Annotated in this window: 19 protein-coding genes; 14 read left to right on the top strand and 5 right to left on the bottom strand. The window is 65.3% G+C overall.

The annotated features are described in order from the left end of the window. Nucleotides 1-5: 5 nt before the first annotated feature. Nucleotides 6-584, bottom strand: a complete 579-nt coding sequence (locus CSC94_RS08185; RefSeq protein WP_099305750.1) for a DUF3228 family protein — start codon at nt 582-584, stop codon at nt 6-8. 48 nt (nt 585-632) lie between these two features. Beyond that, nucleotides 633-1,124, bottom strand: a complete 492-nt coding sequence (irrA, locus tag CSC94_RS08180; RefSeq protein ID WP_425356509.1) for an iron response transcriptional regulator IrrA — start codon at nt 1,122-1,124, stop codon at nt 633-635. A 414-nt stretch (nt 1,125-1,538) separates the two neighbouring features. Between irrA and CSC94_RS08175 the strand changes: the two genes are divergently transcribed. The 5 genes from CSC94_RS08175 to CSC94_RS08155 all read left to right on the top strand — a co-directional run bounded on the left by CSC94_RS08175 (nt 1,539) and on the right by CSC94_RS08155 (nt 7,586). Continuing rightward, a complete protein-coding gene (locus CSC94_RS08175) occupies nt 1,539-3,083 on the top strand; it encodes a benzoate-CoA ligase family protein (protein ID WP_099305746.1) in 1,545 nt (514 codons plus the stop codon). Nucleotides 3,084-3,089: 6 nt separating this feature from the next. Continuing rightward, a complete protein-coding gene (locus CSC94_RS08170; protein WP_165784364.1) occupies nt 3,090-3,551 on the top strand; it encodes a DUF309 domain-containing protein in 462 nt (153 codons plus the stop codon). Nucleotides 3,552-3,928: 377 nt separating this feature from the next. Continuing rightward, nucleotides 3,929-5,251, top strand: a complete 1,323-nt coding sequence (locus CSC94_RS08165) for an NAD(P)-dependent oxidoreductase (protein WP_099305742.1) — start codon at nt 3,929-3,931, stop codon at nt 5,249-5,251. 19 nt (nt 5,252-5,270) lie between these two features. Then, nucleotides 5,271-6,584: an NAD-dependent dihydropyrimidine dehydrogenase subunit PreA gene (gene preA / locus CSC94_RS08160; protein ID WP_099305740.1), complete on the top strand. Its 1,314-nt coding sequence runs from the start codon at nt 5,271-5,273 to the stop codon at nt 6,582-6,584. A gap of 93 nt (nt 6,585-6,677) precedes the next feature. After that, nucleotides 6,678-7,586: a DMT family transporter gene (locus tag CSC94_RS08155; RefSeq protein ID WP_245408300.1), complete on the top strand. Its 909-nt coding sequence runs from the start codon at nt 6,678-6,680 to the stop codon at nt 7,584-7,586. 9 nt (nt 7,587-7,595) lie between these two features. On the opposite strand, the gene CSC94_RS08150 is transcribed toward CSC94_RS08155, so the two are convergent. Both CSC94_RS08150 and CSC94_RS08145 read right to left on the bottom strand, forming a co-directional pair. After that, nucleotides 7,596-7,904 (bottom strand): EthD family reductase, encoded by a 309-nt coding sequence (locus CSC94_RS08150; RefSeq protein ID WP_099305738.1) that lies wholly within the window; start codon nt 7,902-7,904, stop codon nt 7,596-7,598. A gap of 88 nt (nt 7,905-7,992) precedes the next feature. Beyond that, on the bottom strand, nt 7,993-8,625 hold the full coding sequence (locus tag CSC94_RS08145) for a TetR family transcriptional regulator C-terminal domain-containing protein (RefSeq protein WP_099305736.1): 633 nt from the start codon (nt 8,623-8,625) through the stop codon (nt 7,993-7,995). A 193-nt stretch (nt 8,626-8,818) separates the two neighbouring features. Between CSC94_RS08145 and aptA the strand changes: the two genes are divergently transcribed. From aptA to CSC94_RS08105, 8 genes are all read left to right on the top strand, one after another. Next, nucleotides 8,819-10,147, top strand: coding sequence for an omega-aminotransferase AptA (gene aptA / locus CSC94_RS08140; protein ID WP_099305734.1), 1,329 nt, complete (start codon nt 8,819-8,821; stop codon nt 10,145-10,147). A gap of 69 nt (nt 10,148-10,216) precedes the next feature. Continuing rightward, nucleotides 10,217-11,467: a Zn-dependent hydrolase gene (locus tag CSC94_RS08135; RefSeq protein WP_099305732.1), complete on the top strand. Its 1,251-nt coding sequence runs from the start codon at nt 10,217-10,219 to the stop codon at nt 11,465-11,467. A gap of 17 nt (nt 11,468-11,484) precedes the next feature. Beyond that, nucleotides 11,485-12,246, top strand: a complete 762-nt coding sequence (locus CSC94_RS08130; RefSeq protein ID WP_099305730.1) for a class II aldolase/adducin family protein — start codon at nt 11,485-11,487, stop codon at nt 12,244-12,246. 34 nt (nt 12,247-12,280) lie between these two features. Next, nucleotides 12,281-13,732: a dihydropyrimidinase gene (gene hydA, locus CSC94_RS08125; protein WP_099305728.1), complete on the top strand. Its 1,452-nt coding sequence runs from the start codon at nt 12,281-12,283 to the stop codon at nt 13,730-13,732. A 1-nt stretch (nt 13,733) separates the two neighbouring features. Beyond that, on the top strand, nt 13,734-14,531 hold the full coding sequence (locus CSC94_RS08120) for an ABC transporter ATP-binding protein (RefSeq protein ID WP_425356508.1): 798 nt from the start codon (nt 13,734-13,736) through the stop codon (nt 14,529-14,531). 27 nt (nt 14,532-14,558) lie between these two features. Next, a complete protein-coding gene (locus CSC94_RS08115; protein ID WP_099305726.1) occupies nt 14,559-15,479 on the top strand; it encodes an ABC transporter permease in 921 nt (306 codons plus the stop codon). Then, nucleotides 15,476-16,345 (top strand): ABC transporter permease, encoded by an 870-nt coding sequence (locus CSC94_RS08110; protein ID WP_099305724.1) that lies wholly within the window; start codon nt 15,476-15,478, stop codon nt 16,343-16,345. Before CSC94_RS08115 ends, CSC94_RS08110 begins: the two co-directional genes overlap by 4 nt. A gap of 18 nt (nt 16,346-16,363) precedes the next feature. Next, nucleotides 16,364-17,356: an ABC transporter substrate-binding protein gene (locus tag CSC94_RS08105; RefSeq protein ID WP_099305722.1), complete on the top strand. Its 993-nt coding sequence runs from the start codon at nt 16,364-16,366 to the stop codon at nt 17,354-17,356. Nucleotides 17,357-17,433: 77 nt separating this feature from the next. Here the strand turns inward: CSC94_RS08105 and pobA are convergent, their stop codons facing one another. Next, nucleotides 17,434-18,615: a 4-hydroxybenzoate 3-monooxygenase gene (gene pobA / locus CSC94_RS08100; protein WP_099305720.1), complete on the bottom strand. Its 1,182-nt coding sequence runs from the start codon at nt 18,613-18,615 to the stop codon at nt 17,434-17,436. A gap of 90 nt (nt 18,616-18,705) precedes the next feature. Here pobA and CSC94_RS08095 point away from each other — a divergent pair, with 90 nt between their 5' ends. Next, nucleotides 18,706-19,590 carry a helix-turn-helix domain-containing protein gene (locus CSC94_RS08095; RefSeq protein ID WP_342585947.1) on the top strand — a complete coding sequence of 295 codons (885 nt, stop codon included), beginning with the start codon at nt 18,706-18,708 and terminating at the stop codon, nt 19,588-19,590. The last annotated feature ends 69 nt before the right edge of the window (nt 19,591-19,659 follow it).

Raw genomic sequence — 19,659 nt, 5'->3', positions numbered from 1 at the left:
GCCGGTCAGCGGATCGAGGCGTGCCGTTCCCAGAAATCCACGGCGCGGGCATAGGCATCGCGATCGATCGGCACGCCGGAGCCGCCCTCGGCACGGCCGAGGCTGTTGCGCATCTGGGTGATCGGCGGCATGGGCGGTTCGACCGGCACCAGCGTGCCGATGATCGAGACGATCCCCCAATCGCAGGCCGGCGAATCGCCGCTGTCCGGGCCTTCCGCCGCCTCGGCATCGAGCTGGGCCTTGCTGTAGAGAATCACGTCCAGCCAGCGGGCCACCGGCGCCTCCACGCCTTCGAACCAGCGTTCCAGGACTGCCAGTTCCCCTTCGCGCCGCGCCATGTAGCCGGATTTCAGAAATGACCGGTTGGCTTCGGTGACGGGCGCGAAAGAGCAGCGCGTCGGGGAGGGGTTTTCGAGAAAGAGGTGCTTGCAGAACGGCGCGTAGCCCTCGACGAGCGGCGCGGCGCGGTTCACGGCTTCATTGCACATGGCCACGAGGTCATCGGGCTCGAGGCCCATGATGCGCTTGGCACCGGCAGTATCCTGCCACTGGCGAAGCGCGAAGCCGGTCATGGCGATGATCATGGATGTCCCGTACCGGGTTGCCGCCTCCGCCAGGCCAACACCCGGCGATCAGCTCGTTTTAGGACGCAGCCGGACCACGACGTCGACATGGGCAATTTCCATGCCTTCCGGCGGTTCGGGCAGGTTTTCCACCTTCAGAGCGCCGAGCGGTCCCCGCTCGGGAATGTCAAGCACCTGGCCACGGCCTTCGACGAAGAAATGGTGATGGTCGGACGTGTTGGTGTCGAAATAGGTCTTGTTGGTCTCAATGGCGAGAACACGCAGGAGGCCGGCCTCGGTGAACTGGTGCAGCGTGTTGTAAACCGTGGCGAGGGACACGGCGATACTCTCCTGCTGCGCCTCGGCGTGAATTTCCTCCGCCGTCACGTGGCGGTCGCCGCGGGTAAACAACAGCGTGGCAAGGTGCATGCGCTGGCGGGTCGGGCGAAGTCCCGAGGACCTCATGCGGTCGCGCAGACGAGAGGCCCAGCAAAGCGGACCATGACCCGCGAGGCTGCCGGATGCGGTCTTTTTCTTCTGTCTCTGGTCAATTGGCTGCATTATCTTGCATATCCTGTTCAAGCGGAGCCTATCGCGCGAACGGCTTTTTTTCAAGCCCGCGCTCGCGGACCGACGCAGCGGCGGTGCCGGGTTTGTCTCTCCTTACATAAGGCGCGCTGCTGCAAATACAAATTTGACCATGGCCGCACATTGTTGGCCATCGATGCCGGGATTCCGTCGACGGGGCGCGTCGAAAGCGCGGGCAGGCGGCCGCCAGTTTCACGGATGAAACGCCCTGCGGCGTGGCCGTGGGCATGTTGGCAAAAAAATGCCGGAGGCTGGCGGGAATTGCTTGCCCTGCGGGCATGAATTATGCATAATAATGCACAAAGCCGCTGCGGGCAGAGGCGCAAGCGGGCAAACAGAAAGAGGAGTGGCATCCGGCCGGATGCGCTCCGGGATCGGGAGGGACTGATGAGCGAAGGCAACGCCAACGCCGCGCGGTATTTCGTGGACAGGCATCTGGACGAGGGGCGGGGCGACAAGCCGGCCTTCATCGAATCGCAGCCGGACGGCCGGACGCTGACCTATGGCGGTCTCGCCGAGACGAGCGACCGCATGGCTTCGCTCTACGAGCGCCATGGCATTCGACGGGAAGACCGGGCGGCGATGATCGTGCTCGACATGATCGAGTTCCCGACCATCTTCTGGGGATCGCTGAAGTGCGGCGTCGTCCCGATCGCCATCAACACGCTGCTGGGCGGCGATGTGTACGATGCCATCCTGCGCGACAGCCGCGCGCGCATCCTTTTCGTCTCGGAAGCGCTGTGGCCGGTGGTCGAGCCGGTGGTGAAGGACCAGCCCTTTCTCGAGAAGGTCGTGTTCATCGGCGAGAGCGCGCCAGAGGGCACTTTGCATTTCGCCAGCGAGCTGTCCGCCAGCGAGGCGCGGCCGATGATCGAGGTCAGCGCCGACGAGAGCGCATTCTGGCTCTATTCGTCGGGTTCGACCGGCCGTCCGAAGGGCGTGCGCCACATTCACGGCAGCCTGCAGGCGACCGCCGACACCTATGGCGCGCAGGTGCTTGGCATCCGCGAAAGCGATGTCGTCTTCTCGGCGGCGAAATTCTTCTTCGCCTATGGTCTCGGCAATGCGATGACCTTTCCCATGTCAGTCGGTGCCACCACGATCATCCTGGCCGGGCGGCCGACGCCGGACAGCGTGCTCGACATCTTTGCCCGTCACCGGCCGACGATCTTCTGCGGCGTGCCGACACTCTATGCCGCCATGGTGGCCGCGATGAAGGGCAACAAGCCTGACGGTTTCGACCGGTTGCGCCACTCCATCTCGGCGGGTGAAGCCCTGCCGGAAGAGGTGGGAAAGCGCTGGGAAGCGGTGACCGGATCGCCGATCCTCGACGGGGTCGGATCGACCGAGATGCTGCACATTTTCCTGTCCAACCGGCTTGGCGACGTGGTCTACGGCACGTCCGGTACGGCGGTTCCGGGCTATGAACTGCGCCTGGTCGACGAGGCGGGCGCGGATGTCGGGCCGGGCGGCGTCGGCGAGTTGCTGGTCAACGGGCCGTCGGCGGCGGACGGCTACTGGAACCAGCGCGACAAGAGCCGGTCGACCTTCGAGGGCAACTGGACGCGGACCGGCGACAAGTACGAGATGCGCGAGGACGGCCGCTTGGTCTACTGCGGGCGCACCGACGACATGTTCAAGGTTTCCGGCATCTGGCTTTCGCCTTTCGAGGTCGAGCAGGCGCTGGTGACGCACCCGGCGGTGCTGGAAGCCGCCGTGGTGGCGGAGCGCGACGATGACGGGCTGGAAAAGCCGAAGGCCTATGTCGTGCTCAAGGAGGGCAGCCAGGATGATGCAAGCCTGCGCGAGCAGCTCAAGGAACACGTGAAGGCCAAGATCGGCAAGTGGAAATACCCGCGCTGGGTCGACGTGGTGGATGACCTGCCGAAGACGGCGACCGGCAAGATCCAGCGCTTCAAACTGCGCGCCTGAGCCATGATGGCGCTCGAAGCAGCGCTCGAGCGGGCCTTCAACGAGATCGAGCCGGCGCTTGTGGCCCGGCTCGATGCTGTTCTGGCCGAAGGCCTGCCGGACCAGCCCTATTGGCCGGGAATGACGCCACGGCCCGGGGCCGGTCCGGTGTTCGAGATTTCGCGCCGTGCAGCAAGCGACGTGACGCCGGCCAACTGGCGCGAAAGCGAGGCCTGGGCGGCCGGTTTCGTGCTGATGCGGCGCGGCTATTTCTGGGAAGCGCATGAAGTTCTGGAACCGGTCTGGCAGGGCCTGCCGCCAAACGGACCGGACAGGCCTTTCGTGCAGGCCGCGATCCAGTATGCCAATGGCCGCCTGAAAGCGGCGATGGGCCGGGACAAGGCTGCGGCCCGGCTGTTCGCGATCGCCTCGGCCCACCTTGAGGACGCCCGGTCGCGCGGATTTCGCCCCGGAGGCGACGGGCCATAGCCACAGGCGCCGCCGACGGGTCGCGCTGCGCATTCTTGCAGATTGTCGATGTCGGCGCGAACCGCGGCACAGGTTGCCGTGACGCGGATGCTGTCACCCGGTTTCAAGCTGTTTCGGCGTCCATCCGCGGTCACCTGGACAGGCTGCTCGTTGCCCGTGTTGGCGACGGGACAGGTATAGGTCACCACGTCGCCGAAGCCGGCGGCACCCGGTGAGCCCACAGCCGGTGTTCATCGTGCCGCCCTGTGGAGCGGAGCGGCACTTCGCCGTTGCTTTCCGGCCGGTTCTTTCTGGTGGGCAGCGAGCAAATTTGACCGATTGATAAAAAATATTTCTGTGCTAGCCTTTTTCAAAAGAACCACAATGGGGAACTGAGAATGGCTGGAAACTCCTTGAAGGAGGGCATTGCCGCCGGCCGGCTGGAGCCGGACGACTATGCCCGCAACTTTTCCGACCTGCATCCGCCGCTGGATGCGCACGAGGCCCGTGTCGAGGCCGACCGATGCTATTTCTGTCACGACGCGCCGTGCATGAACGCGTGCCCGACGTCGATCGACATTCCCCTGTTCATTCGCCAGATCCAGACGGGCAACCCGCTGGGGTCGGCCAAGACGATCTTCGACCAGAACATCCTGGGCGGGATGTGCGCGCGCGTCTGCCCGACCGAGACACTGTGCGAAGAGGTCTGCGTCCGCGAGGTCGCCGAGGGCAAGCCGGTCCGGATCGGTGAACTGCAGCGCTATGCCACCGACACGGCGATGGCCCAGAACAAGCAGTGCTACAGGCGTGCACCGGCCACCGGCAAGACGATTGCCGTGGTCGGGGCGGGGCCTGCCGGTCTCGCCTGCGCCCACCGCCTGGCCATGAAGGGGCACGACGTCGAGGTGTTCGAGGCGCGCGCCAAGTCCGGCGGTCTGAACGAATATGGCATCGCGGCCTACAAGGCGACGGACCGCTTCGCGCAGGCCGAGGTGGACTACGTGACGGCCATCGGCGGCATTGCGATTCACAACGGCAAGACGCTGGGCGAGGATATCCACCTAGGTGACCTGCTCGGACAGTTCGACGCCGTGTTCCTAGGCATGGGCCTGGCCGGCGTGAACGCGCTCGGCGCCGGCGATGCCGATGCGGAAGGATCCGACGATGCGGTGGACTGGATTGCGGGCCTTCGCCAGGCCGGCGACCTTTCGACCGTCCCTGTCGGGCGGCGGGTTGTCGTCATCGGCGGCGGCATGACGGCCATCGATGCTGCCGTACAGGCTCGGGCGCTGGGTGCCGACGAGGTCACCGTGGCCTATCGCGGGCCACAGTCGCGCATGAAGGCTTCCCCGTTCGAGCAGGAACTGGCGCAGACGAAGGGCGTCGCGCTGCAGTTCGAGATGCAGCCGAAGCGCGTCATCGCGGAAGGCGGCAAGGTGGTCGCCGTCGAGTTCGAGCGGCGCGGCGAGAGCGTGACGGTTGCCTGCGACCAGGTGTTCAAGGCGATCGGGCAGAGCTTCGCGCCTGGGAGCCTGAACGGTTCCTCGCCGTCGATCACGCTCGATGGCGGACGCATCGCGGTGGACGGGGAGGGGCGGACCTCGCTTGCCTCCGTCTGGGCCGGGGGCGACTGCACCAACAGCGGCGACGACCTGACCGTGACAGCCGTCGCGCAGGGGCGCGATGCCGCCGAATCCATCCACCGCGCGCTGACCGCCTGATCCGGAGGAGTGAAAGACCATGGCCAACCTTGCTTCCAATTTCCTCGGCATCAAGTCGCCCAACCCGTTCTGGCTGGCGTCCGCCCCGCCGACCGACAAGGAATACAACGTCCGCCGGGCCTTCGAGGCCGGATGGGGCGGTGTCGTCTGGAAGACGCTGGGCGAAGCCGGGCCGCCGGTGGTAAACGTCAACGGACCGCGCTACGGCGCCATCTGGGGCGCTGACCGGCGCCTGCTCGGGCTCAACAACATCGAGCTGATCACCGACCGCCCGCTGGAGGTCAACCTGCGCGAGATCAAGGCGGTCAAGCGCGATTATCCGGACCGGGCGCTGATCGTCTCGATCATGGTGCCGTGCGACGAGGCCTCGTGGAAGGCGATCCTGCCGCTGGTCGAGGAGACCGGGGCTGACGGGATCGAACTGAATTTCGGCTGTCCGCATGGCATGAGCGAGCGCGGCATGGGCTCGGCCGTCGGCCAGGTGCCGGAGTACATCGAGATGGTGGCGCGCTGGTGCAAGCAGGCGACGCGCATGCCGGTGATCGTGAAGCTGACGCCGAACATCACCGACATCCGCTATCCGGCGCGTGCCGCCAAGAAGGGCGGAGCCGATGCCGTCAGCCTGATCAACACGGTGTCATCGATCACGTCGGTCAACCTGGACACGTTCTCGCCGGAGCCGTCGATCGACGGCAAGGGCTCGCACGGCGGCTATTGCGGTCCGGCCGTAAAGCCTATCGCGCTCAACATGGTGGCCGAGATCGCGCGTGATCCGGAAACCCACGGCCTTCCGATCTCCGGCATCGGCGGCGTTACCACCTGGCGCGATGCGGCGGAATTCCTTGCCCTGGGGTGCGGCACGGTCCAGGTCTGCACCGCGGCCATGACCTACGGCTTCAAGGTGGTACAGGAGATGATCGCCGGGCTTGAAAACTGGATGGACGAGAAAGGTCATGCCGATCTCGACAGCGTCATCGGCCGGGCAGTCGGCAATGTCACCGACTGGCAGTACCTCAACCTCAACTACATCGCCAAGGCGCGGATCGACCAGGATGCCTGCATCCAGTGCGGCCGCTGCCATATCGCCTGCGAGGATACCTCGCACCAGGCGATCACCCACATGGTGGACGGCAGGCGGCATTTCGAGGTGATCGAAGAGGAATGCGTGGGCTGCAACCTGTGCGTCGACGTCTGTCCGGTGGAAAACTGCATTTCCATGGTGCCGTTGAAGCCGGGCGAGGTGGACAAGCGGACGGGCAAGGTGGTCGAAAGCGACTATGCAAACTGGACCACGCATCCCAACAACCCGATGGCCCGCCAGGCCGCGGAATAGCACGACGGGCTCCTCCCCCGGGCGGGCCGGGCCGGCCGGATGCCGATGTTCAGACGGCGGCCGGTCCCGGCGCGCAAGGCGGGAGAGACAGCCGTGAACGCCCACTCCCACGCGACAGGACTGCAGAAGTGGCTCGGCCACCTGGCAATGATGCTGTTCGCGGCGCTGATTGCCGGATCGTTCACGCTGGGTGCCCTGACGGCGCCGCACATCGGCGCGGCGCCCATCACGGCGGCGCGCTTCCTGCTTGGCACGGCCGTCATGGTGCTGGTGGTTGCCATGACGGTGCGCGACGGGTTGCGCTGGCCGCGCCAGGCCTGGCGCTTCCTCGTGCTCGGCGGCCTGATGGGCGTCTATTTCGTCGCCATGTTCATCGCGCTCGGCATGGCAAGCCCGGTGTCGCTCGGCGCGATCTTCACGCTCAATCCCTTTTTCTCGGCGATCTTCGGCTTCCTGCTGCTGCGCCAGGTTCCGCGCCCGGTCGTGCTCGGCAGCCTGGCGATCGCGGCCAGCGGGGCGCTCTGGATCATCTTTCGCGGCGACCTTGATGCCATGCTGCGGTTCGAGATCGGCCGCGGCGAGCTGATCTACCTGGCCGGCGTCATCTGCCACGCGGCCTATGCGCCGCTGGTGCGCAGGTTCTCAAAAGGCGAACCGGTGACCGTCTCGACGCTCTGGTCGGTCACCGCCACGGCGCTGCTGGTCTCGCTCTACGGCTGGAACGGCATCCGGGAGACGGACTGGAGCGGGCTCCCGGCCATCGTCTGGTTCGCGATCGCCTATCTCGGCATCGTGACCACCGCCTTCACGCTGTTCCTGCTGCAGTTCGCGTCGCTGCGGCTGCCGGCCGCGAAGGTCTTCGCCTACGGCTACCTGACGCCGGCCTTCATCATTGCCCTGGAAGGGATTGCCGGCCACGGCTGGGCGCCCCCGGTGGTGATGACCGGTGCGCTGTTCATCGTGCTGGGGCTCGTGGTCCTGGCGCTGACGCCGGACGGATGAGCGGCGCCGTCAGAGCTGGCGCGACTCGTACATCAGCAGTTCGACGCCGCCGTCGGCGAAGTTGGCCAGATCGGCTGCCGCTGCCTGTCCTTCCGGCGAGGCCAGCCCTGCCTTCAGGTCGGCCAGCGATCCGAAGTAGAGCGTCGCGACCAGATGGACGTTCGTGGCGCCTTCCGGGCCAGTGACCGGACCGGTGGACAGGTCATAGCGCTTCACGCCAGGGATCTTCTGCGCCAGCGGAATGTGGACGGCGGCATAGTGGGCATCGAAGGCGGCAGCGTTCTTCGGGGTGCGGTAGATGACGACGAGCTTGGCCATGGTTTCCTCCCTGGTTCCTGGCGTCCGGTTTCCCGAAGCCTGAACCTTTTGGCCGGCGTTGGCCAGACGTGCCTTTGGAGGAGGCCGGCTATGGTGTCGGGCGCAGGCCTTCGAGGAAAAGCTGTTCGAGGAAGCGCGCGGCATCCTCGAAGCGGCCGTCGCCACCGCGGTCCGGACCAAGCACCGTGCGGACCTGGATGTCGAAATCGGCATAGTGCTGAGTGGTCGCCCAGATCGAGAAGATCAGGTGGTAGGGATCGGCCGGCTTCAGCTTGCCGGCCCGCATCCAGCTCTTGAGCACCTTGGCCTTCTCATCGACCAGCGGCTTCAGTTCGCTTTCGAGCATCGGCATGATTCGCGGAGCGCCCTGCAGCATCTCGTTGGCGAACAGCCGGCTTGCGCGGGGGAAATCGCGCGCCATCTCGATCTTGCGGCGGATGTAGGAGCGCAGTTCGACGATGGCATCGCCGCTTTCGTCCATCGCCTTGAGCGGATCAAGCCACATGTCGAGAAGGCCGTGGATCAGGGTTTCGAAAATCGCTTCCTTGGTCTTGAAGTAATAGAGCAGGTTTGGTTTGGACATGCCGGCGGCTTCGGCGATCTGGTCTATTGTCGCTCCGCGAAAACCGTGCGAGGAAAAGACGTCGAGCGCGGCCTCGAGGATGATCTCGCGTTTCTCCCGCTGGATGCGGGTCTGGGGGCGGTTTTCGGTCATGGCCATGACGGCAGGTCCGGCCGGGCAGGGCAGTCTCTGGCTGCCGATGAAGAGTTGCTGTTCACGCTCGCTCCGCTCCCGCAATTTCCCTTGACCCCGGCATTGGCGATGCTAGGCTTTGTCCAACCGGTCAAAAATGAGTACCACAGCTTGTGCCGTGGTCAAACAGCACCGGAACAACAACCGGGGAGTCATCCGCATGTCCAACCGCCTTACCGTGGCGCCGAACGACCTGAGCGCGTTCTGGATGCCCTTCACGGCCAATCGCCAGTTCAAGAAAGCCCCGCGCATGCTGGTCGGCGCGCAGGACATGCACTACACCGCCTCCGACGGCCGCAAGATCCTCGACGGCACGGCCGGGCTCTGGTGCGTCAACGCCGGCCATTGCCGGCCCAGGATCACCGAGGCGATTCGCGAGCAGGCGGGTGAACTCGACTATGCGCCGGCCTTCCAGATGGGCCATCCCAAGGCGTTCGAACTGGCCAACCGGCTGATCGACATTGCGCCGGACAACATGGCGCACGTGCTGTTCACCAATTCCGGGTCGGAATCGGTGGATACCGCACTGAAGGTGGCGATTGCCTATCACCGCGCCCGGGGCGAAGGATCGCGCTTCCGGCTGATCGGCCGCGAGCGCGGCTATCACGGTGTCAATTTTGGCGGGATTTCGGTCGGCGGCATCGTGGCCAACCGCAAGATGTTCGGCACGCTGCTGACCGGCGTGGACCACCTGCCGCACACGCACCAGCCCGGCAAGAACACGTTCACGCGGGGCGTGCCGGAGCACGGCGCCGACCTGGCGGACGAACTGGAACGGATCGTGACGCTTCACGATGCCTCGACCGTCGCCGCGGTGATCGTGGAACCCGTTGCCGGCTCGACGGGCGTGCTGATCCCGCCGAAGGGCTATCTGCAGCGCCTGCGCGACATCTGCACCAAGCACGGCATCCTGCTGATCTTCGACGAGGTCATCACCGGCTACGGGCGGCTCGGAACGCCGTTTGCCGCCGACTATTTCGGCGTGAAGCCCGATATCATGGTGACCGCCAAGGGCCTGACCAACGGTGTCATCCCGATGGGGGCGGTGTTCGTCACCAAGGAAATCCACGACACGTTCATGACCGGGCCGGAACATCTCATCGAGTTCTTCCACGGCTATACCTATTCGGGCAACCCGATCGCCTCGGCGGCAGCCATCGCGACGCTGGAGACCTACAAGGAAGAGGGCCTCCTGGAACGCGGTGCGGAACTGGCAGGGCACTGGGAAGATGCGCTGCATTCGCTGAAGGATGCGCCGCATGTCATCGACGTGCGCAACATCGGTCTCGTCGGCGCCATCGAGCTGGAGCCGATTGCCGGCCATCCGACGCAACGCGCCTTCTCCGCCTTCGTCAAGGCGTTCGAGAAGGGCGCGCTGATCCGTACGACGGGCGACATCATCGCCCTGTCTCCGCCGCTGATCATCACCAAGGGGCAGATCAACGAACTCATCGATCACGTGCGCGAGGTCCTGAACGAAGTGGACTGAGCGAGGCGCCAGTCCGACAAGGGCAGACCCGCCGCGCCGCTCCGAACAAGAACCAGAAGGGGAACAGGAATGGCAGCACCGGGCGAAAACATGCGGATCAATGCCGACCGGCTTTGGGATTCGCTGATGGAGATGGCGAAGATCGGCCCCGGCATCGCCGGGGGCAACAATCGCCAGACGCTGACCGACGAGGACGGCGAAGGACGGCGGCTGTTCCAGGCATGGTGCGAGGCGGCCGGCTGCTCCATGGGCGTGGACGAGATGGGCAACATGTTCGCCATGCGCCCGGGTGAAGACCCGGAGGCGCTGCCGGTCTACGTCGGCTCCCACCTCGACACGCAGCCGACCGGCGGCAAGTACGACGGCGTGCTTGGCGTGCTCGGGGCGCTGGAAATCATCCGCTCGCTCAACGACCTCGGCATCAAGACGAAGCATCCCATCGTCGTGACCAACTGGACGAACGAGGAGGGGACCCGCTTCGCTCCTGCCATGCTCGCTTCCGGCGTGTTCGCCGGCGTGCACGAGCAGGACTGGGCCTATGAACGCGCCGATGCGGACGGCAAGACGTTCGGTGACGAACTGGTGCGGATCGGCTGGAAGGGCGAGGAGAAGGTCGGCGCGCGCAAGATGCATGCCTTCTTCGAACTGCATATCGAGCAGGGCCCCATCCTCGAGGCCGAGGGCAAGGACATCGGCGTCGTCACGCACGGGCAGGGGCTATCCTGGACGCAGGTCACGGTGACGGGCAAGGAAGCGCATACCGGTTCGACGCCGATGCCGATGCGCCGCAATGCCGGCCTCGGGATGGCCCGGATCCTCGACCTCGTCGACGAGATCGCGCTGTCGCATGCGCCCCACGCCGTGGGCGCTGCCGGCCAGATCAACGTCTATCCCAACAGCCGCAACGTGATCCCCGGCAAGGCTGTGTTCACGGTGGATTTCCGGTCGCCCGATCTCGCGGTCATCCAGGACATGGAGCAGCGGCTGAAAATCGGTGCGCAGAAGATCTGCGACGAGATGGGCCTCGGCGTCGCGTTCGAGAAGGTCGGCGGGTTCGATCCGGTGACGTTCGACGACGGCTGCGTCAAGGCGATCCGCGACGCAGCCGAGCGTCTCGGCTACTCGCATCGCAACATCATCTCCGGCGCCGGGCACGATGCGTGCTGGATCAACCGGGTCGCGCCGACGGCCATGGTGATGTGCCCCTGCGTCGACGGGCTTTCCCACAACGAGGCCGAGGAAATCTCCAAGGACTGGGCACGGGCCGGCGCCGACGTGCTTTTCCACGCGGTTGTCGAGACGGCGGAGATCGTGGAGTGAGCACTGGCCAGGCAGCCATGGCGCCGCAGGGCGGCCCGCAGGCGGGCGCGGTGACCGACGAACGCCAGTTGCGCATCGACCTGGCCGCGGCGCTGCGCCTGGCGGCGCGCAACGACTGGCACGAGGGCGTGGCGAACCATTTCTCAGCCGCGGTCTCCGCCGACGGGAAGCAATTCCTGGTCAATCCGCGCTGGCGGCATTTCTCGCGCGCCAGGGCCAGCGACCTGTTGCTGGTGGATGCCGACGACCCGGACACGATGAACCGTCCGGACGCGCCCGATCCCTCCGCCTGGTCGATCCATTCGGCCATTCACCGGCAATTGCCGCATGCCCGCGTGGCGCTGCACCTGCATCCGCCCTATGCCACGACGCTCGCCTGTCTGAAGGACCCGACGATCCATCCGATCGACCAGGTGACGGCGCGGTTCTTCCGGCGCATCGCCTATGACATGAATTTCGGCGGCATCGCCACCGAGGGCGCCGAGGGCGACCGGATCGCCGGGACCATCGGCAACCATCGCCAGGTGATGATGGGCAATCACGGCGTCACCACCGTCGCGCCGACGGTGGCCGAGGCGTTCGATGCCATGTACCACCTGGAACGGGCCGCGCGGCAGCTCGTGCTGGCCTACCAGACGGGCCAGCCGCTCGCCATCATGAGCGACGACCTCGCGGAGACGACCGCGGCGGAATGGGAGGTCTACAAGGACGCCGAGTTCGCGCATTTCGAGGAGATGAAGCGTATCCTGGACGAGGAGGACCCGTCCTACGCCGACTGACCCGGACCACGAAAACCATAAAGGGGAACGGACCATGAGCAAGGTCATCAAGAACGGAACCATCGTCACAGCCGACCGGACCTGGAAGGCGGACGTGCTCATCAAGCATGACAAGATCGTCGGCATCGGCCATGACCTGCATGGCGATCACGAGATTGACGCGACCGGCTGCTACGTGATGCCCGGCGGCATCGATCCGCACACGCACCTCGAAATGCCGTTCATGGGCACCTATTCGTCGGACGATTTCGAGAGCGGCACGCGCGCGGCCGTGTCTGGCGGCACGACGATGGTGGTGGACTTCTGCCTTCCGAACCCGGGCGAATCCCTGCTCACGGCCATCGACCGCTGGTCCAACAAGTCGACGCGGGCGTGCTGCGACTATTCCTACCACATGGCGATCACCTGGTGGGGCGAGCAGGTGTTCAACGAGATGCCGCAAGTGGTGGAGAAGGGCATCACCTCGTTCAAGCATTTCATGGCCTACAAGGGCGCGCTGATGGTCAACGACGACGAGATGTATGCCTCGTTCCAGCGTTGCGCGGAACTGGGCGCGCTGCCGCTCGTCCATGCCGAGAACGGCGACGTCGTGGCCTCGCTGCAGCAGCGGCTGATGGCAGAGGGCAACGACGGACCGGAGGCGCATGCCTATTCGCGGCCGCCGGAGGTGGAAGGCGAGGCGACAAACCGCGCCATCATGATCGCCGACATGGCCGGTGTGCCCCTCTACGTGGTGCATACGTCCTGCGAGCAGTCGCACGAGGCGATCCGGCGGGCGCGCCAGAAGGGGATGCGCGTCTTCGGCGAACCGCTCATCCAGCATCTCGTGCTCGATGAGAGCGAGTATTTCGACAAGGACTGGGACCATGCCGCACGGCGCGTCATGAGCCCGCCGTTCCGCAACAAGCAGCACCAGGATTCGCTCTGGGCCGGTCTTGCCGCCGGGTCGTTGCAGGTGGTGGCGACGGACCACTGCGCGTTCACGACCGAGCAGAAGCGCTATGGCGTTGGCGATTTCACCAAGATCCCGAACGGGACGGGCGGCCTGGAAGACCGGCTGCCGGTTCTGTGGACGCGGGGCGTCAACACCGGCCGGCTGACGATGAACGAGTTCGTGGCGGTGACCTCGACCAACATCGCCAAGATCCTCAACATGTATCCGCGCAAGGGGGCGATCGTGGAAGGCGCGGATGCCGACATCGTGGTCTGGGACCCGGAAGCCGAGAAGACGATCACCGCCGGGGCGCAGCAATCGGCCATCGACTACAACGTGTTCGAAGGCATCCACGTGAAGGGCCTGCCAAAATACGTGCTGACGCGCGGCGAGATCGCCGTGGACAACGGTGAACTGCAGGCCAAGCCGGGACATGGCGAATTCGTCGGCCGCGAGCCGAACATGGCCGTCAACAAGGCGCTGTCGACGTGGAAGGAACTGGTGGCTCCACGGAAGGTGGAGCGCACCGGAATTCCGGCAAGCGGGGTGTAACTTGCAGCATCAGTCCATCACGACGGGCGGGGTCATCGCCGCCCGCGATCTGTCGCTGACGTTCCAGACCAACGACGGCCCGGTTCACGCGCTGTCGGATGTCAACCTGGACATCGGCAAGGGCGAGTTCGTGTCCTTCATCGGGCCGTCGGGCTGTGGCAAGACCACGTTCCTCCGGGTCATCGCCGACCTGGAGCAGCCGACCGGGGGGCAGATCCTGGTGAACGGCATGACGCCCGAAGAGGCGCGTCGTGCCCGCGCCTACGGCTATGTGTTCCAGGCGGCCTCGCTGTACCCGTGGAGAACCATCGAGAAGAACATCGCACTTCCGCTTGAAATCATGGGTGTTTCCCGCTCCGAGCAGCGCGAGCGCATCGCGCGCGTGCTGGACCTGGTGGATCTCGCCGGCTTCGGCAAGAAATATCCCTGGCAGCTTTCCGGCGGCATGCAGCAGCGCGCCTCCATCGCCCGGGCGCTTGCCTTCGATGCCGACCTGCTGCTGATGGACGAACCCTTCGGCGCGCTGGACGAGATCGTGCGCGACCACCTGAACGAGCAGCTCCTGAAGCTGTGGGACCGGACGAACAAGACGATCTGCTTCGTCACCCATTCCATTCCAGAGGCGGTCTATCTTTCCACCAAGATCGTGGTGATGAGCCCGCGGCCGGGCCGGGTGACCGACGTGATCGACTCGACGCTTCCCAAGGAACGGCCGCTCGACATCCGCGAGACGCCGGAGTTCCTCGAAATCGCCCATCGCGTTCGCGAGGGCCTGCGTGCGGGACACAGCTATGACTGACGCCGGTTCCGCCGACAGGAGGCGCCCATGAGTGCCGTGGCGCCGATCGCCGGACGCCGGCCCTCGCTCGTCGCCCGGGCCTGGAACGGCACGGCCTTGCCCGTCACCATCGTGGTGCTGATCATCGTGGCGGTCTGGTACGTGGCGGCGGTGTTCATGAATGCGCCGCAGGAATACGACAAGGCCGGGCGGGCAGGGCAGACGCTGACCGTGTCCGACCTCGTGACCCGGACCATGGCGCAGGAGCGCCCGGTCCTGCCGGCGCCGCACCAGGTGGTCGTGGAACTCTGGGATACCACGATCAACAAGAATATCACCTCGAAACGCAGCCTCGTCTACCACGCCTGGGTGACGCTGTCGGCGACGCTTGCAGGCTTTGCCATCGGCACGGTACTCGGCGTGGGGCTGGCGGTCTTCATCGTCCACAACACGGCGGCGGACCGGTCGCTGATGCCGTGGATCATTGCCTCGCAGACGATCCCGATCCTCGCCATCGCGCCGATGATCATCGTCGTGCTCTACAACATCGGCCTGTCCGGGCTTCTGCCCAAGGCGCTGATCTCGACCTACCTGTCGTTCTTCCCCGTTGTCGTGGGCATGGTGAAGGGCCTGCGCTCGCCGGATTCGATGCAGCTTGACCTGATGCGGACCTGGAACGCGTCCGCGGCGCAGACCTTCTGGAAGCTGCGCTGGCCGTCGTCCATGCCCTACCTGTTCACCTCGATGAAGGTCGCCGTGGCGATCAGCCTCGTCGGTGCGATCGTCGGCGAACTGCCGACCGGGGCGGTGGCCGGGCTCGGCGCGCGGCTGCTGGCCGGCTCCTACTACGGCCAGACGATCCAGATCTGGTCGGCGCTGTTCATGGCGGCGGGACTGGCGGCCACTCTCGTGGCACTGGTCGGCGTGGCGCACAGCATGGTTCTCCGGCGGATGGGGCAGGCGGAATGAGACCGGGCTGGATCCTCTTCGCGATCGTCTTCTGGCTTGCCGCGTGGGCGCTGAACGAATGGCTGGTGCGCCGCAGGCCGGAGGCCAAGGCGGCACGGCGCGGCATCGGGCTTGTCGTACCGCTGCTGTTCGGCGTGACCATCCTCGTACTGTGGGAAGGGATCGTGCGCGGGTTCAACGTGCCGCCGGTGCTGTTGCCGCCGCCCTCGGCAATCTGGGATCGGATCACCGGGTCGGTGCCGCTGCTGCTGGCCGATTTCCGGCAGACCGTGATCAAGTCGGTCATTCCCGGCTACATCATGGGCTGCGGCTCCGGTTTCATCGCGGCCATCCTGATCGACCGCTCGCCCTTCCTCAAGCGCGGCCTGCTGCCGATCGGCAATTTCGTCTCCGCGCTGCCGGTCATCGGCATTGCACCGATCATGGTCATGTGGTTCGGTTTCGACTGGCAGTCCAAGGCGGCGGTCGTCGTGGTGATGACCTTCTTCCCGATGCTGGTCAACACGGTGCAGGGCCTGGCGGCCGCCTCGTCGATGGAGAAGGACCTGATGCGGACATATGCCGCCGGCTACTGGCAGACACTGGCAAAACTCCGGTTGCCCGCCGCCGGGCCGTTCATCTTCAATGCGCTGAAGATCAATTCCACCCTGGCGCTGATCGGCGCCATCGTCGCGGAATTCTTCGGCACGCCGATTGTCGGCATGGGGTTCCGGATCTCCGCGGAGATCGGCCGCATGAATGTCGACATGGTCTGGGCAGAGATTGCCGTGGCCGCCTTGGCCGGCTCTGCCTTCTATGGTGTGGTGGCGCTCACGGAGCGCGCCGTCACGTTCTGGCATCCGTCCGTCCGTGGTGGACGGACGTAACAACCCAGGGGAACAAAAATGAAAAAAGCACTTGCGACTGCATTCATGGCATCAGCCCTGGCGCTGACGTCCTTCTCGGCCCTCGCGGCCGACAAGCTTACGCTGCAACTCAAGTGGGTCACCCAGGCCCAGTTCGCCGGCTACTACGTGGCCAAGGACAAGGGGTTCTACGAGGAAGAGAACCTCGACGTCGAGATCAAGCCGGGCGGTCCGGACGTCGCCCCGCCGCAGGTGATCGCCGGTGGCGGTGCCGACGTGGTGCTCGACTGGATGCCGTCCGCGCTGGCGACCCGCGAGAAGGGCATTCCGCTGGTCAATATCGCCCAGCCGTTCAAGAGCTCGGGCATGATGCTGACCTGCCGCAAGGATTCCGGCATTTCCTCGCCCAAGGATTTCAAGGGCAAGACGCTGGGCGTCTGGTTCGGCGGCAACGAGTACCCGTTCCTCAATTGGATGAACAAGCTCGGCTACAAGACCGATGGCAGCCCGGATGGCGTGACCGTGCTCAAGCAGGGCTTCAACGTCGACCCGCTGCTGCAGAAGCAGGCCGACTGCATCTCGACCATGACCTACAACGAGTACTGGCAGGTCATCGACGCCGGTCTCACGCCGGACGATCTCGTCGTCTTCAAGTACGAGGACGAGGGCGTCTCGACGCTTGAAGACGGTATCTACGTGCTGGAGGACAGCCTCAAGGACCCTGCCATGGTGGACAAGCTCGTCCGCTTCGTGCGCGCGTCCATGAAGGGCTGGAAGTGGGCCGAGCAGAACCCGGACGAGGCTGCCGAGATCGTGCTGGAAAACGACGCCACCGGCGCCCAGACCGAAAAGCACCAGAAGCGCATGATGGGCGAAATCGCCAAGCTGACGGCCGGCTCGAATGGCGCGCTGGACCCGGCGGACTACAAGCGCACGGTCGAGGCGCTGATGAGCGGCGGTTCCGACCCGGTGATCACCAAGGAGCCGGAAGGCGCCTGGACGCACGAGATCACCGACAAGGCGCTGAACTGAGGTCAGTCACCTGACGGAAAAGAGAAGGGGCGGCCCGCAGGCCGCCCCTTTTTTGATGCCGGTTGCCCGCTGCAGGATCAGTAGGGCAGGCCGACGTAGTTTTCCGCGACAACGGTCTGGGCCGCGTCGGAGGAGAAGAGGTACTCCAGTTCCGTGCGCTGCAGGATGCGGTCATAGTCGGACGTATCCGGGAAACGATGGAGGAGCGAGGTCAGCCACCAGGAGAAGCGCTGGGTTTTCCAGACACGGGCCAATGCCTTGGCTGAATATTCCTCCAGGCCGGTGCTGTCGTCCTTCAGGTAGTGGTCGACCAGACCGTGGTAGAGGTACTGGATGTCGGAAGCCGCCGTGTTGAGGCCGCGAGCGCCGGTCGGCGGCACGATATGCGCGGAGTCGCCGGCCAGGAACAGGTTGCCGTAGCGCATCGGTTCGGCCACGAAGGAGCGCAACGGCGCGATCGATTTCTCGATCGACGGCCCGGTCTGCAGCCGCCCGGCGACCTCTGCCGGCAGGCGGTTGCGCAATTCGTCCCAGAACGCCTCGTCAGACCAGTCCTCGACACTGTCGGTCAGGGGCACCTGGAGGTAATAGCGCGACAGGACCTGGGACCGCAGCGAGCAGAGCGCGAAGCCGCGTTCGTGGTTGGCATAGATCAGTTCGTCGTTGACGGGCTTGGTCCGCGACAGGACGCCGAGCCAGCCGAAGGGGTAGATCTTCTCGTATTCGCGCAGCACATCCTTGGGAATGGACTTGCGCGACACGCCGTGGAAGCCATCGGCGCCGACGATGAAATCGCAATCGACGCGATGGACATCATCGCCCTTGCGCCAGGTCACGTAGGGCGCGTCCGTGGCGATATCGCGCGGCTGGACGTCGGCTGCCTCGTGAATGACGATGCCGTTCATGGCGTCGCGGGCATCGTAAAGATCGCGCGTCACCTCGGTCTGGCCGTAGACCATGACGGACTGGCCGGAATATTTCTTCAGGTCGACGCGGTCCATCTCGCCATCGTGAGCGATGTAGAAGCCGTGATGGATCTCGCCCTCGCTGTCCATGCGTTCGCCGACACCAGCCTCGCGCATCAGTTCTGCGAAGCCGTGCTCGAGCACACCGGCACGGATGCGCGACAGGACGTGATCGCGGCTGTGCTTTTCCAGCACGATATTGTCGATGCCGCGCTTGTGCAGAAGCTGGGCGAGCAGCAGGCCGGACGGGCCGCCGCCGATGATGCAGACCTTGGTGCGTGCAGGGATTTCCATGCGATCTTCCTCCATTCGATTTCGGGAAGGGTAGCGCGCGGCGCGGAATCTTGAATGGACCGTCTGGCCTATCGCTTGTACAAATCGAACATGAGCTCTACCCGTGATCACCACCGGATCCTGAACTTCAACCTGTTCGGGGAGGCCGGCGACCTGCCCGACGTCGTGCATTGCGAGACCATTGCCTCGCGCTCGCGGCTGAACGACTGGGAGTTTGCGCCGCACCGCCATGCCCGCTTGCACCAGGTCCTGCTGGTGGCGGATGGGGGCGGGACGGCACGGATCGAGGGACGGACCATCCCGCTTTCGCCGATGACGCTGATCAATGTCGCGGTCGGCGACGTGCACGGATTTTCCTTCATGCCCGGCACGGAGGGATGGGTGGTGACCTTCGCAGCCGAAATGCTGGACCAGTCGCTGATCCCGTCGGAAGGGGTGAGTGCCGCGCTGACGCAGAGTTTCACGGGCCGTGCCGGTGCTGGCGAATGCGCGGTGATGGAGGCCATTTTCGCCGAGCACGGGAGCCGGGCCTACGGACGGGCGCAGATGCTTCGCGCCCTTGGCCTGCAATTGCTGACGCTGGCAGCGCGCGCCATGGTCGGGGGCGCCGACCTGAGCCTGCCCGCCCTCGGGGAGGGGGAGGGAAACCGGGCCGCCCAACTGCTGCGCCGCTTCGATGCGTTGCTGGAAGCGCATTTCTTCGATCACTGGACGGTGGCGGACTATGCCTCGGCACTCTCGGTCACGCCGCAGCACCTCAGCCGCGTGCTGCGCGAAGCGACGGGGGAGCCGGCGTCCAAGGCCATCGAGGCGCGCATCATCCGCGAGGCACGGCGCAACCTCGTGTTCACGAACCTGCCGGTCACCACCATCGCCTATGAACTGGGATATTCCGACCCGGCCTATTTCAGCCGCGTCTTCACCCGGGCGACGGGGCATTCGCCGGTGGCCTTTCGCCAGAAGGCAAACGACTAGCGCGCAACGACAATGGCTCGGGCAAGGCCGCGCGGGTTGCCGGCAAGATTGCCGGCCATCCCGTTATGA

The organism is Zhengella mangrovi (genome assembly GCF_002727065.1).
GTDB lineage: Bacteria > Pseudomonadota > Alphaproteobacteria > Rhizobiales > Rhizobiaceae > Zhengella > Zhengella mangrovi.
The sequence above is the reverse complement of the archived record's forward strand: the minus strand, read 5'-3'. Positions and strand labels throughout refer to the sequence as shown.

Excerpts from the sequence above, each read along its gene's own strand:
- CSC94_RS08185 (WP_099305750.1), bottom strand. The coding sequence starts at position 584 with ATGATCATCGCCATGACCGGCTTCGCGCTTCGCCAGTGGCAGGATACT.
- irrA (WP_425356509.1), bottom strand. The coding sequence starts at position 1,124 with ATGCAGCCAATTGACCAGAGACAGAAGAAAAAGACCGCATCCGGCAGC.
- CSC94_RS08175 (WP_099305746.1), top strand. The coding sequence starts at position 1,539 with ATGAGCGAAGGCAACGCCAACGCCGCGCGGTATTTCGTGGACAGGCAT.
- CSC94_RS08170 (WP_165784364.1), top strand. The coding sequence starts at position 3,090 with ATGGCGCTCGAAGCAGCGCTCGAGCGGGCCTTCAACGAGATCGAGCCG.
- CSC94_RS08165 (WP_099305742.1), top strand. The coding sequence starts at position 3,929 with ATGGCTGGAAACTCCTTGAAGGAGGGCATTGCCGCCGGCCGGCTGGAG.
- preA (WP_099305740.1), top strand. The coding sequence starts at position 5,271 with ATGGCCAACCTTGCTTCCAATTTCCTCGGCATCAAGTCGCCCAACCCG.
- CSC94_RS08150 (WP_099305738.1), bottom strand. The coding sequence starts at position 7,904 with ATGGCCAAGCTCGTCGTCATCTACCGCACCCCGAAGAACGCTGCCGCC.
- CSC94_RS08145 (WP_099305736.1), bottom strand. The coding sequence starts at position 8,625 with ATGGCCATGACCGAAAACCGCCCCCAGACCCGCATCCAGCGGGAGAAA.
- aptA (WP_099305734.1), top strand. The coding sequence starts at position 8,819 with ATGTCCAACCGCCTTACCGTGGCGCCGAACGACCTGAGCGCGTTCTGG.
- CSC94_RS08135 (WP_099305732.1), top strand. The coding sequence starts at position 10,217 with ATGGCAGCACCGGGCGAAAACATGCGGATCAATGCCGACCGGCTTTGG.
- CSC94_RS08130 (WP_099305730.1), top strand. The coding sequence starts at position 11,485 with ATGGCGCCGCAGGGCGGCCCGCAGGCGGGCGCGGTGACCGACGAACGC.
- hydA (WP_099305728.1), top strand. The coding sequence starts at position 12,281 with ATGAGCAAGGTCATCAAGAACGGAACCATCGTCACAGCCGACCGGACC.
- CSC94_RS08115 (WP_099305726.1), top strand. The coding sequence starts at position 14,559 with ATGAGTGCCGTGGCGCCGATCGCCGGACGCCGGCCCTCGCTCGTCGCC.
- CSC94_RS08110 (WP_099305724.1), top strand. The coding sequence starts at position 15,476 with ATGAGACCGGGCTGGATCCTCTTCGCGATCGTCTTCTGGCTTGCCGCG.
- CSC94_RS08105 (WP_099305722.1), top strand. The coding sequence starts at position 16,364 with ATGAAAAAAGCACTTGCGACTGCATTCATGGCATCAGCCCTGGCGCTG.
- pobA (WP_099305720.1), bottom strand. The coding sequence starts at position 18,615 with ATGGAAATCCCTGCACGCACCAAGGTCTGCATCATCGGCGGCGGCCCG.
- CSC94_RS08095 (WP_342585947.1), top strand. The coding sequence starts at position 18,706 with ATGAGCTCTACCCGTGATCACCACCGGATCCTGAACTTCAACCTGTTC.